The organism is Sphingobacterium sp. BIGb0165 (assembly GCF_024810095.1).
Taxonomy (GTDB): Bacteria; Bacteroidota; Bacteroidia; order Sphingobacteriales; family Sphingobacteriaceae; genus Sphingobacterium; species Sphingobacterium detergens.
In genome coordinates this window covers 184,394-199,726 of sequence record NZ_JANUEB010000008.1, presented here as the reverse complement: position 1 = coordinate 199,726, position 15,333 = coordinate 184,394, and the positions used below count along the sequence as shown (strand labels likewise).

General features: G+C 39.3%; 9 protein-coding genes. 6 read left to right on the top strand and 3 right to left on the bottom strand.

Features of this window, described 5'->3' with window-relative positions:
• Nucleotides 1–87: 87 nt before the first annotated feature.
• The 3 genes from M2408_RS19230 to M2408_RS19220 all read left to right on the top strand — a co-directional run bounded on the left by M2408_RS19230 (nt 88) and on the right by M2408_RS19220 (nt 7,768).
• Complete coding sequence (locus M2408_RS19230; protein WP_259185712.1) at nt 88–3,513, top strand: TonB-dependent receptor; 3,426 nt, start codon at nt 88–90, stop codon at nt 3,511–3,513.
• A 16-nt stretch (nt 3,514–3,529) separates the two neighbouring features.
• Complete coding sequence (locus M2408_RS19225) at nt 3,530–5,323, top strand: RagB/SusD family nutrient uptake outer membrane protein (RefSeq protein ID WP_259185710.1); 1,794 nt, start codon at nt 3,530–3,532, stop codon at nt 5,321–5,323.
• A gap of 66 nt (nt 5,324–5,389) precedes the next feature.
• Nucleotides 5,390–7,768, top strand: a complete 2,379-nt coding sequence (locus tag M2408_RS19220) for a PQQ-binding-like beta-propeller repeat protein (RefSeq protein WP_259185707.1) — start codon at nt 5,390–5,392, stop codon at nt 7,766–7,768.
• 154 nt (nt 7,769–7,922) lie between these two features.
• On the opposite strand, the gene M2408_RS19215 is transcribed toward M2408_RS19220, so the two are convergent.
• From M2408_RS19215 to M2408_RS19205, 3 genes are all read right to left on the bottom strand, one after another.
• Entirely contained in the window at nt 7,923–9,365 is a 1,443-nt protein-coding gene (locus M2408_RS19215) for a tagaturonate reductase (protein WP_259185705.1), read from the bottom strand.
• A 253-nt stretch (nt 9,366–9,618) separates the two neighbouring features.
• Nucleotides 9,619–10,635, bottom strand: coding sequence for a zinc-binding alcohol dehydrogenase family protein (locus tag M2408_RS19210; protein WP_259185699.1), 1,017 nt, complete (start codon nt 10,633–10,635; stop codon nt 9,619–9,621).
• 31 nt (nt 10,636–10,666) lie between these two features.
• Nucleotides 10,667–11,695 (bottom strand): aldo/keto reductase, encoded by a 1,029-nt coding sequence (locus M2408_RS19205; protein WP_259185697.1) that lies wholly within the window; start codon nt 11,693–11,695, stop codon nt 10,667–10,669.
• A gap of 514 nt (nt 11,696–12,209) precedes the next feature.
• Between M2408_RS19205 and M2408_RS19200 the strand changes: the two genes are divergently transcribed.
• The 3 genes from M2408_RS19200 to M2408_RS19190 all read left to right on the top strand — a co-directional run bounded on the left by M2408_RS19200 (nt 12,210) and on the right by M2408_RS19190 (nt 15,319).
• Nucleotides 12,210–13,253: a LacI family DNA-binding transcriptional regulator gene (locus tag M2408_RS19200; RefSeq protein ID WP_259185693.1), complete on the top strand. Its 1,044-nt coding sequence runs from the start codon at nt 12,210–12,212 to the stop codon at nt 13,251–13,253.
• 203 nt (nt 13,254–13,456) lie between these two features.
• The gene (locus M2408_RS19195) at nt 13,457–13,642 is read left to right on the top strand and encodes an alpha-L-fucosidase (RefSeq protein WP_259185688.1); all 186 of its coding nucleotides are present in this window, start codon (nt 13,457–13,459) and stop codon (nt 13,640–13,642) included.
• 12 nt (nt 13,643–13,654) lie between these two features.
• Entirely contained in the window at nt 13,655–15,319 is a 1,665-nt protein-coding gene (locus M2408_RS19190) for a glycoside hydrolase family protein (protein WP_259185686.1), read from the top strand.
• The last annotated feature ends 14 nt before the right edge of the window (nt 15,320–15,333 follow it).

The following is a 15,333-nucleotide window of genomic DNA, read 5'->3' as shown; positions in this document are numbered from 1 at the left end:
TTCTAATTTATGAATTTTTTTTCTCCAATGAAAAGGCAGGAGAAAGATCGGGGATTCCGTATCCCTCCGGCCTTTAAAACTTTATGTATGATAAAGTTAAGCACTCTTTCTTTGCTTTCCCTCGCACTTGGAGCCCATGCGTCGGGAACAGCACAGACTGTCAATCTTTCTTTAAAAAAAGTACGGGTAGAGAAAGTTTTGCAAGAAATTTCAAAACAAACCGATCTCCGCTTTTTCTATGATGAAAAACTATTGAACAGTTTGCAACCTGTAAGTATCCATGTCGATCATGGACCTATACAACAGGCCTTATCCAAAGTTCTAAAAGGTCAGAACCTGACGTATCAGATCCTCAATAACACGATTGTTATTTCGGAAAAACAACGCACAGATATCGAGATAACTGGTACTGTACGCGGACCAGAGTCTACACTTGCTGGTGTTACAGTATCTGTCGAAGGTCACGCTACACTTTCGACCAAAACCGATGCCAATGGTCAATTCAAACTTCGTATACCGGAGAACGCTGTCCTGGTTTTTCAATATATGGGTTATACCACAGAACGTGTGCAAATAGGTAGCCAGCGTACAGTGAACGTGACCTTGCAAGCAAGCAATTCACAATTGGACGAGGTTGTTGTTGTTGGTTATGGTACACAACGAAAAGTGAATCTCACCGGAGCCGTTGATATGATATCGTCAAAACAACTAGAAAGCCGTCCGATTGCAAATCTTGGCGCTGGATTACAAGGGTTAATCCCAAACTTGAATATCACAAGTTCTAACGGACGTGCAACCACCAATCCCTCATTTAATGTACGTGGTTTTACAAGTTTAAATGGCGGAGAACCACTAATATTAGTGGATAATATTCCTTATTCGACAGATGAGGTTGCTCGAATCAATCCAAATGACGTAGAGAATGTATCTGTATTAAAAGATGCTGCCTCTGCGGCTATCTATGGTGCTCGTGGTGGTTTTGGCGTTGTATTAATCACTACCAAAAAAGCGAAGAGCGACAAATTAGATATCTCGTTCAGCAGCAATGTTGGCTATCGGACTTTAGGAAAGTTACCTAAATTTATTACAGACCCTTATCAAGTCATGGATATCAAGAACGAAGCAGGCAAGCCATTGTATAACCTTTATCCAGAATCTGCCCGTGAATATGCAAAAAAACGTTCGCTAGATCCGTCGTTACCCGCTGTGACCTTGTCCGATAATGGTCAAGATTGGGTATATACAGGTACAACAGATTGGTTAAAAGAAGCCTATAACAATACAGCTCCAACTTACAACGCTAATCTGAGTATCGCTAAGAAATCTGATAAAATCGGCTATTACCTTTCCAGTGATTATTATAAGCAAGATGGGCTTTTAAAATACGGAAATGATATTTACAAACGGTATAACGTCAGGGGAAAAGTTGATCTTGATGTAACCAGTTGGCTGCAAATTTCCAACAATACACTTTTAACCAGTACCAATTATGAAGCACCGGTATTTCTAGACGGAGACTTCTTCTGGAACGTTAACCGAACAAATTCTTTAGATGTACCTTTTAACCCTGATGGCACTTGGACAAGAGCCGGTGCTCAGGTACTCGGCGCATTACAAGAAGGAGGAAGAAAGGATGATCGCATCAATGAATTTGTAACGACATTTGCGGCCAAAGCTTCATTAATCAAAGGAGTTTGGGACTTAAATGCAGATGCAACAATCCGACGGACCTCTGGCCTGACGCGTTCTTACGATGTCCCATCCATGTACAAAACGGGCCCGCAAGCGATCTTAACACCGACATTTTCGAATACCTATGCAAGAAATGACAATTCAACGACTCGGTATAATGTCTATAATATCTATACTGACTTTCATAAGGAATTCGGAGATCATTATTTGCAGGCAATGGTCGGTTATAACCAAGAATATAATTACAATAATACAAACTGGATCAAAGCGTTAAGCCTAATATCTTCGTCTGTTCCCTCTATCGGAACCGCGACTGGAGATATCTCCAAAGATGAACGAATTAAAGACTGGGCAGTGCAAGGCATATTCTCCCGCGTTAGCTATAATTATAAAGAAAAATACTTAGCAGAGTTCAATGGCCGTTTTGATGGGTCATCTCGTTTTCCGGCAGGTAATCGTTGGGGCTTCTTTCCTTCTATTTCAGCAGGATGGGCCGTTTCAAAAGAAAACTTTTTTGAACCGATAAAAAATGCGCTGGCCATGGATTTTCTAAAGATCAGGGGGTCTTATGGTTCTTTGGGCAATCAGTTATTCAATTACAATTCTGATTATCCTTACCGTGATGCTTATCCATACATTCCCATTATGACCAACAAGCAAACGGATTATATCTTGGGTAATGGGAAACCTCAAGCAGTATATAGTCCCAATGCTGTTTCAGACACCTTTACTTGGGAAACAATACAAACGGTCAATGCGGGTATTGATATGAATTTCTTCAACAGCAAGTTGGGAGTTAATTTTGACAAATATACACGCTATACCAAAGACATGCTGGTACCAGGGAAAGTATTGCCAGGCCCATTTGGCACAGTCGTTCCCGTGGAAAATGCAGGTGATTTAAAAACCAAAGGTTGGGAATTGCGTCTGACTTGGCGCGATAGCAAAGAATTAGGAGGTTCACCTTTCTGGTATAATATTGCGCTTACATTAGCTGATAACAGATCCTGGATAACACGATTTGACAACCCAAGCAAATCTCTGGGTAACAACTGGATAAACAATTACGTCGGGCAAGAAATCGGAGAAATATGGGGAGCTGATATCACTGGATTTTTCAAAAGTGATGCTGATGTAGCTGACCATCCGAATCAAACTGCTATGGGAACTGACGATCAATCCTATAAATTCTATGCTGGGGATCCAATCTTTGCAGACCGTAATGGGGATGGGAAAGTAGATATGGGCAAGAGAACCGTAGATGATCCAGGAGACATGCATATCATCGGCAACAACAGCTCTAGACTACCCTATAGTATTGACCTTTCTACAGGATGGAAGGGTTTTGATTTCCGCGTATTCTTGCAGGGTATCGGAAAACGCGATTGGTACCCAGGTGGATCCAATATCTATTTCTGGGGCGTGTATGCACAACCTTGGACTAACCCTACAGCACAAAATGCCGATCATTGGACGCCGACAAATCAGGATGCTTATTTCCCAGCAGTACGTGCTTACTCTGCGGAGGATAACTACCAGCAACTGGGTATACCTAATAAACGCTATATGCAAAACGGGGCTTATATGCGGGTAAAAAATCTTACGCTCGGTTATACGTTGCCTGCATCCGTACTTGAACGCATCAAATTGCATAAGGTACGTTTCTTCTTTAGCGCAGAAAACGTCTTCGAGATTTCACACCTCAAGGTAAAATTGGATCCAGAATCGTTGGGCGGTCTATATCCATCATCAGCGAATCGGGTACAGGCAGCTTATCCTTTTCAAAGGACATTTACTTTCGGTCTGAACATGAATCTTTAATTCTAAAACTCAAAAAATGAAACGTATCAATTATATCGCTTTAGCATCGCTGGTATTCCTAGGAGTATCCTGTAAAAAGGACTACCTCGATAGAACTTCCGGCTCTGCTATCACCAAAGATGTCTTTTTTAATACTCCTGAAGATCTAGCGACATACACAAATGGTCTTTACAAACAAATGCGGGCTGAATATACAGACTTATATTCGGATAATATTGCTTTGAGCAACAACGATCAAAATGCTGAGGTCAGAACACTCCTAGCGGGCACGCTTTCTCCTGCGACCGTCAAGGGTTGGGATAAGGATGCATGGGCCCCATTGCGTGATGTAAATTATATGCTAAACAATGTCGGAAAAGTAAGCGGAGACCCTGCTGTCATTAACCATTATATAGGAATCGCACGTTTATTCCGTGCAAACTTCTACTATAAGATGGTAAAAAAATATGGCGACGTACCCTGGTACTCTCAAGTATTAGGAACCTCCTCCGAAGATCTATATAAAGCAAAAGACCCGCGTACCGCGGTGGTCGACTCCCTTATGAAAGATCTAGAATTTGCAGCGGCAAATGTACTACCGACAAGGACAGACAATTCTTATATAACAAAATGGAGCGCATTGACCCTATTGTCACGAATCGCGCTTCACGAGGGAACTTTCCGTAAATACCACACAGAATTAAATTTACAAAATACAGCAGCGACATTTTTGGAAAGAGCTGCATCTGCCTCTCAGGAAATCATAAATAACGGCGGTTTTGTAATTTCAGGAAATAACGCGGCGGACTATCGTGCGCTCTTTTCTAGCAATAACTTATCGACCAATAAAGAGATCATCTTTATCCAAAAGAATAGTCGCGATCTAGGCGTTGCAAATAATACGCATACAGTGTTAGATTGGCAATGGGCGCTAAGTGCTAGCTTGGCCAACGAATTTTTAATGAAAGATGGTACCCCATTTACTTCTGAGGCAAATTATGGCAAGAAAAATTTCACCGAGATTTTCCAGAATCGCGACCCACGCCTTGCGGAGACAGTGATGCCTCCAGGATTTAGTAATAATGCCGCAGGCACGCCTTACATCACTCGTCCCGATTTTGGAGGCTTACTTCAAATTAAGTTCTACCCTCGCGATCCTGCATTGCGTGGTGGCTGGGACCTTAATTATACAGATCTACCAATTATGCGTTATGCTGAAGTATTATTGATCAACGCCGAAGCAAAAGCTGAATTAGCAAAATTGACCCAAGCTGATATTGATGCTACAGTAAATAAGATTCGTAGTCGTGTAGGTATGCCTGCTTTAAACCTTGCCGCTGCCAATGCGACACCAGATACATATCTCGCAAACCAATACCCAGCAGTCTCTGGTGTCAATAAAGGTGTACTTTTAGAAATTCGCCGAGAACGTCGTGTTGAACTCGCCTGTGAAGGATTCCGTTTTGATGATCTTTATCGTTGGAAAGCCGGAGCTTTACTTGCACAGGCTCCAGGAGGAATGTATATTCCTGCGTTAGGTGGAATAGATGTAACCGGAGATGGGGTCGCTGATATTGCCATCCTTAAAAAAGGGGATGAATCGCCAATAGCAAACCTTCCCGCAGCAGTAAAGGAGAAAATTGTGAAATTTTATGTGAATGAAGGAACATTCTTTCTTGAAAACGAAACCTCAGGGAAGGTTATGTTTTTGGATGATAAAGCACCACAACGCCCAAGAAGCTTCAATGAAGCGAAATATTATTACTTTCCGATACCCATCGAACAAACTGTATTGAACCCAAAATTGGAACAGCCAATGGGCTGGAAATAACGGTTTGATTTTAACCATATAGAGCCAGCTCTCCTTTCGAAGCAGCTGGCTCTACTTTATAAAACTATGATAAAATTAACTCAACTAATCACATGCCTTCTACTTCTGATCTCGCCCCTATTTGCACAGCAACGGACAGGACGGGTTTTTGAAGATCAAAATGGAAACAACCAGTTCGAACAGAACGAAAAACAACTTGCCGGAATTGTTGTATCTGACGGTTATGATGTTGTAAAAACGGACAACACAGGAACATATACCTTACCTCACAATCCAAGCGCGCGCTTTTTGTTTGTTACCATCCCTAGTGGATATAAGGCGACTAAAACACACTATATTCCGCTTCGTGCCGAGCAGAAAAATTTGGATTTTGCCTTAACCAAAGACGCCGTACAACAAACTGATTTTTTGCGTTTCATCCAAATTACGGATACTGAAACGCCTCTTTATGGTCCATGGATAGATAACGTCAGAAATTATGCGCAACAGCAAAAGGCGAGCTTGATTATGCATACCGGTGATATCTGTTATGAACCAGGCATGCTTTTTCATGCCAAGCAAGTAAACTCCGAACTGATGGGCAGACCTACATATTATACAGTGGGCAACCATGATCTCGTAAAGGGAGAATATGGAGAAAAACTATTTGAAGACCTCTTTGGTCCGACCTATTACTCGTTTGATGCTGGTCCTGCCCATTTTGTCGTGACACCAATGCCAAATGGAGATTATAAACCAAGTTACACAGCCGACCAGATCATCGCCTGGCTTAAGAAAGACCTTGCAACAATGGACAGATCAAAACCCTTGATCTTTATCAATCATGACTTCTTCGCTGGTCCAGACTTTATCCTGAAAGGTGAGAAAGAGCAAATTGACTTGATGCAATTTAATCTGAAAGCTTGGTTTTATGGCCATTGGCACAACAATTTTGTCTTTAAACAAAAGGGAGTCTATGTTGTCTGTTCAAACGCTCCCAATAAAGGAGGAATTGATAATTCGGCAGCGCAGTTTGTCGTGGTCGATATCGACAAACAAGGAATCAAAGATATTAAACCTATTTATACCAATCTACGTGACCATATCCAACTGGTACATCCGACCGCTGACCAACAAATAAATACGCTAGAAACTCTTCCAATCGTGGTCAGTGCTTATGACAGTGAGCGAAAAATACAAAAGGTAGCCGTGGAAATCTCTGCCCACGAAACCGGTAAACGTCTAGCCAATGTTCAGCTGTCTTCTTCTGGCGATTGGTTATGGCAAGCAAAAGTGCCCTTCGGAAAACAAAAAGGACAATATGATGCACTCATTACTATTCATTATGAAAATGGTGAACAAGCCTTAAAAAGGCAGTCTTTTAATTTGGTTGGTCGTGCAGAAAGCACCATGAAACTGCAATGGTCTGCTGCTGTAAACGGAAACATCTGGAAAACCAGTCCGCTGATTGTTGGAGATAAACTTTTCGTTGCGACGATGGACGATGGTATTGGGACTAATCATTCCATTATAGCACTAGATAAACGCACCGGCAAAACGCTGTGGTCATTGCCAACAATCAATTCCATCAAACATAAGCTGCGCTACAGCGACGGAATATTGCTCGCAACTGATGTCGAAACAAATGTATATGCCATCGATGCAAACACAGGCAAAATCCTGTGGACAAAAAAACCATCCAATCCAAGCCTTCCTACATTCGTATCTGGTCCAGCACTTGACAACGGAATTTATTATGCAGGTCTGGGCAAACGTATGTCAGCAGTTGACATCCATACCGGAAAAGTGCTTTGGGAAGGTGTCGATCCATCGGGCGGCGAAGCGACTCCAGCAGAGCTATCGGTCGTAGATCAAACCTTATTGGCAGGATACAACTGGAATGCCTTATGTGCATATGATATCCAAACGGGAAAGCTACTTTGGAAACGTCAGGAAGATGGGCTACGTTTTAGAAGCGGCGGCGTTACAGCAAAAGACGGTTATCTGTATACAACGGGGCTCAATGGTATATTTAAGCTAAACTTAAAGACGGGCGAAATCGCGCAAAAAAGTATCAAAACTGATGATTTCAAAGTCATGGCCTCGCCCAAAATTGTTGAGGACCTATTGGTCATGCCGACATCCACAAACGGAATAAAAGCATACGACCCTCAGACTTTAGAAGAGAAATGGCATTTTTCCACTGGCGAGGCACTGGTATACACTTCCCCTTACAGTAGTCCTGACCAACATAAATTGGTTGGAACCGTAGAGTCATCGGTAACTGAAGTCCAAGGGAAGCTGTTTTTCGGTGCTTCGGATGGTTACGTCTATATACTCAACAAACAAGGGAAGCTACTCTCCAAATTTAACCTGGGTGCTCCTATTTTTTCAGAAATCACAGTAGATGGCGATTTTATTTATATCGCTGATTTCGCAGGAAATGTTTCCTGTTTTAAATTCTAATAGACAATAGCATCTGCAAGACTCCCGAATCTGGGAAATGCCTAAATTCGGGAGTCTTGTTTATTTGTCAATTAAAAGACTACCTGAAATATCAATGAAAAATTAATCAAGTAATCTGTAATCTATCCTAGATTAAAAGACACTTTTGGTTAGTCTATAAAAAATAATTTATGGTTGCCAATATACCTTGCCGCTCTATATGAGTAACTATTGTATGAACTATTGAAGTGAGACCTGGATAATTATGAAGTGGTTTATCCCATATCTTAGGATCGGATAATATCCTTGTTGTTAAATTGGAATACTTCCGGTGTCTTGATATTATTAAGCTTGCGTCATCTTGAAATGAAGGTTCTGTTGTGGCTTGATTGCATATGACAAGTATGTATGCAGCTAGGCCAATAGCAATACCAATCGGTGGTTCAGATTGTTTACTATACCATTGTTCAATTAAAGGACACACGCGCATGTTAAGTTTGGCCGTATACTGAAATGCGATGGACTGCCATTTGTGTAATAAAAATGGGTTCTTAAAACGATCAATAACTACCTCACCAAATGGTTGAATAAGTTCATGACTGATCCCTGATTGCTCAACTATTGGACTTATCTCTTTAAAAAGTAAATATTGAATATAACGGTCTAAGATCTCATTATTAAAGAAGTCCTTAACAAATTCTGTATTGGACAAGAGCGCAATACCACAACATAAGATATGCGGAGCATTAAGCAGACGCAGTTTCAATTCTCGATATTGCGCAATGCTGGGAACTATCTTCACAGTGCTATCAACCAATGCAAAACTCAAAATATTCTTAACATCCTGATTATCTGATTCAATAGCCCATAATTTATACGGTTCGGCCATAATTGCAAGTTGATCAGTATAGGAAAGTACCTCTTCAGAGATCTTACCGGGAACAATACGATCTACCAGCGAGTTGCAAAAGTAATTGGCCTTGTCAATCCAATCAATAAAATCTTTGCTTAATTTTTGCTGTTCTGCAATCCAGACGATGTTACGCTTAAGTACTTTAGCATTATCTGAAACTAACTCCGTAGGAATGATGACAAGACCTTTAGAGTTATCGCCATTAAAATGGGAAAATCGATGATATAAATAAGCTGTTACCTTTGCCGTAAAGCTTCCCGGGGGGCTGTCATCAATAGCTCCTCCCAATTCCAACAGTCCAGCTTCAGTTGTATTTGAAATCAGAATGCTTATCAAAGGAGAAGTCGCTGTTGTAAGTATCTCTTCCCACGAATCATGGGCAGACAACACCCTGGAGATTGAAGCATTAATACATTTCAATTCTTTAATTTTTCCTTTCTCCAGCCCCCTCGTAATCAAAGTATAGAGCCCATTCTGATTGTCAAATGCAGTTGTATTTCCAGTGCGTGTTGATTTGACAACAACTATACGGCCATTAAATATTCCTTTTTGATTGGCCTGATGGATATAATCATCAGGCAGGCCACGTAAGAGTGCTCCTGTTCCAAATTGGATGACCCGTTCCGGCATAGTAAATATTGACTCCTTGGGAACTTCAATTTCCTGATTGTCAATACCCGCTAAATGTTGTTTATCTAAATTCATCACGCTATTTCTTTAATACCAAAAGCTTTTGTTTTCTTTTTACCTATACTTAGTTCTCACCAAAATGGTTATTATTCAAATTGTACACGCTATTTTGAATGTCATGATTGCGTATAGCTATCACTCTGTTTTCATAAACTACTTTTTACTTTGATCGTACTGATAGTCCCTTTGGGTTTTCAAGGTTTTCAATAGAATATATTAATTTATATTATGCGGTATTTTATGGGGACTAAATTATGATTAACTTATATCAACGAATGGATATCATAGCTTTTATTACCGATGATGATGGGTCGAGCCAACTTTTAAACTTAGTTTTTACTTCATCAAAAAATACCCTGTGTGTAATATAATATTCGGGGTTGATCAATCGCTTTTTCATACAGTTTATTACATGATCAAAATCTTCTATAGTTGCATTTCGACTGCTCATGAGGGTACCTTCGCGTTTATGGAATTCCGGATGACTCACAATCAATTCACCTTTTTGTAAGCCAACCAATACATATCTGCCACCATGTGCCATGTAATAAAAAGAATTGTTAATCGCTTTTTGGTTACCGGTAGCATCTATCACCACTGTAGGCATATCACCTCCAGTAATTTCAGCTAATCTATCCGCTACATTTTCATTGTTTGCATTTATGATGTGTCTTAGATTTAATTTTTCACTACAGAAATTTAAACGGTTGTTGTTGATGTCCAACGCAATTACTTGAGCGCCAGCAATTCTGGCGAGTTCTATAATACCAAGTCCTATTGGACCCGCTCCGACTACAAGGACAAACTCACCTGGTTTTATCTGGGCTCTACGCAGGCTATGAGCGCCTATAGCCAAAGGCTCTATCAAAGCCAGTTCATCAAAACTTAAGCCACATCCCTTTACCAACAAACGTGCAGGAATCTGTATAAACTCCGCCATGCCTCCATCAGTGTGCACTCCGCAGACTTTTATATTTATGCAACAATTAGGTTTTTTACTTAAGCAGGCAATACAGTTTTCGCAATTGATGTAAGGAATAAATGTCACAGGCTCCCCCACTTCAAAGTTTTGATTACCGCCAGTATCGATCAGTTCACCAGAAATCTCGTGCCCCAAAATGCGGGGATAAGTAAAAAAGGGTTGCTTTCCTTCAAATGCATGCAAATCGGTACCGCAAACCCCAATACGATGGATTTTTATAATCGCAAAATCAGCTTTGGCTTTTGGCATTGTGCCTTCTTTGTATGCTAGTTTTTGTGGTCCTGTACAAATTAAAGTTTTCATAATTTATTTTTTTTTGACACTTATTCATATACTAAAAGCCAAACGTCATATTTAAACCTTCCTCGCTAATCAAATTTTCCTGATATAGATGATGCCAAAAACTTTTAGGTATGTAGGTATGGATCAAACCAATGTTCTGTTCAATATGCTCGAGAGAACTCGCGCTTAAAGCGATACTACTTATTCCCGAAGCAGCTATCCCAAATTTTGCACACACTGCTGCTGGAGTAAGATTGTAAGATGCACATGCTTTAAAAAAACGCTCGCGCCAAAGGTGTAACCTTTTGCCCGCCGGTGTTTTTTGATCGACATACCTGTAATTGTAGTGGCTTCCACCAATTAAAAAACCAGCATTAAAAACTGCTGAGTTAATCACATGGCCCCCCTGAAACTTCATTCTTTTGATGAAACCGAGTAAATCTTTTGGGTGACTGTGTACAGTCATGCTATTCGCAATCATTATCCAATCGGGTTGAATATCCTGGCAAATCCTTGCTATAACTTGCCAGTTCTTTGCGCCAACACCAATGGAATTTACTTTGCCTGCAGCTTTTAGTTCCTTCAATGCCACATAGGCTTTCATAATATCCTGATATCTTTGGCTGTCTCCTTTAGCGTCCGATGCCAGGTATTCATCAGGATCATGTACAGATACAGAGTTAGCCTGATAGCTTTGCAATAGCATATTCCCCTGTTCATAACATTCTAAAATGCCATCATAGCTGATTTTCTGAACCGCATCATATTTTAATTCTTTCCAAACACCATTTTCGAACGTTGGTTCAGTGCCGGTAAGTTCTGTTCTTAGCCAGCCAAGTTTGTTACTGATAGATACTGCCGATGATTCAATTTTAAGATCTCTCAGACACTTTCCAAGGCATTCTAGCGCCAAACCAGCCCCATACTTGCCAGCAGTATCAAAAAAAACGGGTTCATCAGGATTGCTACCTTTGATATATGCTGATACAATCGCACACTTAATCTCGTATGGGAGTGCAACGTAGAGATTTCCTAGACAACTAGTCCCTAATATCACCTTTGGTAAATTTAACGCTGTCATCGTAATTTCACACTATTGCTCAATATTGGCGGACAAATAAAAGATTTTGAAATATTCATTTATAATTTAGTCTTTATAAGATTCAATAATTTTTGAAAACTAGTGCTATTTCATTTGCCCCTGACACAGCCCGCACGCAGTTTTATCCATATTTTGTATTATTCTGGAACCTATGATAGCTGTCTTAACAATATTCAACGTAAAAGAGTTCTTTAAAAATGATATCAAAAAGCTCAGCTGATACGCAATTGCGCATACGAAAAGAATGCAAACTACCACATCAGGAGGCTTATTTGATTTTGTTGTCATTTTAGCGGTTTAATCTTGCAAACAAACATTAATTGCATTTATGCGCAATAGTAAGTACACTTTCTCAATGTATTTATTATCGTTTGCTGTTATTATTCAGTTATTCTGATCAAAAATAAATGTTTGAAATCGATTTCCAAATAAATACATACTTATTTTTTTTATATGACTGAAAATTGGATACCTTGTGTCAAATTTGATAATAATGAGTAAAAAAAGAGTAACAATATATGATATAGCAACAGAACTGGGTATCACAGCTTCTTATGTATCCCGAGCTCTAAATAACTACCCATCTGTTAATAAGGATATTGTCGAAATGGTGAGGAAAAAAGCAGCAGAACTCAATTACAAACACAATTCTTCAGCTGCTAATCTAAGACAAGGCTCTTCTAAGACTATTGGTGTTATAGTGCCTCATATTAATCAAAGTTTTTTCTCAGATGCCATCGCTGGTATTGAAGAAGTATGTTTTGAGCATAATCATAGCCTAATTATCTGCCAATCGCATGAATCCTTTAAAAAAGAGGGCTTGGCAATTGAAACATTGATTCGACAAAATGTAGACTGCATCTTTATTTCAATTAGTTTAGAAACACAGTCTCCAAAATATCTCGAAGAAATTATTCATCATGACATTGGTCTAATCCAGTTTGATAGATCTATCGAATATAATCAAGGATCGGAGTGTACAAAAGGATATAGTGTCACCAACAACAATACACAGGACTCCTACAGCGCTGTTAAACAACTGCTTAAAGAAGGGTATAGTCGCATTGCTTTTTTGGGTGGCCCTGATCACATCTCAATCTACCAGGACCGCAAGCAAGGTTATTGTAATGCAATAAGAGATAATGGATTAGTTTTAATAGATGATCTTGTTGTTTCTGATGTACTTGATGAGGAAAACGCTTTCAAGACAGCCGTCAAACTACTTTCGACGACCGAACCGCCCGATGCTTTTTTTGTTACCTCTGATCATCAATCTTTAGGTGTATTGCGGGCTGCAAAACAATTAGGGATTTCTGTGCCGGACCAGTTAGGAATTATTGGTTATGCAAACGAATTTTTTACCGCACTGACCACGCCCAGCTTATCCTCTATAGATCAACATAGTAAATCGCTAGGTAGGCATACTGCTAATCTATATTTTAATTCTTTTTTGAAAAATGGAGGGAATAAGGGCAGAGGAGAAAGATTAATCATTCAAAGTGAACTTATTGTCCGAAATAGTTCCAAAAGAAAGTAAAGCTGTTCTAAAAAAGTAACTTTTAATTGAGCTTCCAACAATTCACTATGGATTCAATAATATAAATTTGGAAATCGATTTCCAAATTTATATTATTGTATAATCAAACACAAAATTGACGCTTTTGATGATTTGCTAATCACTCCTCTCTTCGCTAGAGATTGATTGGAAATAAAAAATATCTTTCTAACCATATTTAAATTATGAATTATTTATTATTCCTTTTGTTATTGATTTGTTTAACAACTCCGGCAAAAGCACAACAATCTTATCAGGCTAATTGGGAATCTTTGAAAAAAAATCAGACACCAGAATGGTTTAAAGATGCTAAGTTTGACATTTTCATTCACTGGGGAGTATATTCGATGCCGGCTTTTACCAATACTTAATATAAACGGATAATGAAAAAACTATTATACCTATTGTTGGTTGTCATAACTACCAGTGAAGTTAATGCACAAATAATTGATAGACCACGTCCCTCAAACTGGAGCCAATTAGTAAAAGGAGCCGCTTTTAAAGATCGATTTTTACCCATGCCCAAAGGGAAACTAAGTGATGATAGCTGGGGCGGAAAAAATATACTGCCACGATATGTGGATAACGGAATTGAAGACCGCCAAAGGTCTTATTGGTGTGCTGATATTATTTCAGGCAAGGATGATTTGTATCACATGTACGTTGCCGGCTGGCGTGAGAGTGCCCCGAAAGGCCATCACGAATGGCCAAAATCTATTATTTATCATGCTGTCAGTAAAAGTTCTTTTGGCCCCTTCAAAATTAAAGATACCATTGGCTATGGACATAATGTAGATGCCTTTACACTAAAGGATGGGAGATTAGTATTGTACGCTATTGATAAAAATTATATCGCCAATAATGAAAATGGACCATGGGTTGAAGGAAAGTTTAAATTCGACGAAAGAGATCGGCCAATTATAGAAGGACTTTCCAATCTTACCTTTGCGCAGCGAGAGGATGGATCTTATCTCATGATATGTCGTGGCGGTGGTAGTTGGATAAGTAAAACTGGTATATCAACTTATAATCAGATCTCAAACAAAAGGGCCTACCCAGATATAGAAGGAGAGTTTGAAGATCCTGTAATATGGAAGGATAATATTCAGTACAATTTAATTGTAAATGATTGGCTAGGTCGCATTGCTTACTATCTTCGTTCAAAAGATGGAATTAACTGGGTTACAGAAGCTGGTGAAGCCTACGTCCCTGGTATTTCCTTTCACGAAGATGGGTATGTAGAAAACTGGTTTAAATATGAAAGGATGCGGGTTTTTCAAGATAAACATGGAAGAGCCATCCAAGCGAATTTTGCTGTAGTTGACATCGAAAAAGATAAAGATTTGGCCAATGACAACCATAGCTCCAAGGCCATTGTAATTCCTTTGAACCCCGGTGTCTTGATTACAATGATCAATCAAAGTTTCCCAGATCCAAAAACAAAAAGCATAAAAATTAAGATAAAAGCAGAAGATGGTTTTGACCCACAAACTGAAATAGATGTTAATTCGCTTCGTTTTGGATCATCTACGGCAGTAAATTTCGGGAGAGGTGCCAGCGTAACTGAGACAAAAAAATCTGGGAAAGACTTGATTTTGACCTTCAACATAAACGGCCTTGAGTTAGAAAAGGATGATTTTGCCCCAAAGTTGCTTGGTAAATACCGTTCTGGCAAAATACTTTTTGGCTATACCCGAGTACCCTGGGTTAACTATAATGACGCTATTTTAAGTGCGAGAAAACCAACTTTTGAAACCACTGCACAACAAACTGTAGCAAAAATAACAATAGAGAACTTTGGATTAATCGCATCAAAGTCAAGTAAAGTACAATTGTATGCCACTATTGATGGGCAGAAAAAGCTGCTGGCAGAAGACTATATTCCAGCCATAGGAAAATATAAAAGTATAGTAAAATCGTTTAAAACTAGTCAATTGTTCGAAAAAGAGAAAAGCTATGATTTTTCGGTGCAAATCACTGAACACAAAAATAAATCAACATTTGATTTTAAAGCTACTCCAAATGACATATTAAGACGGTTAGAATAACCTACATATTTATA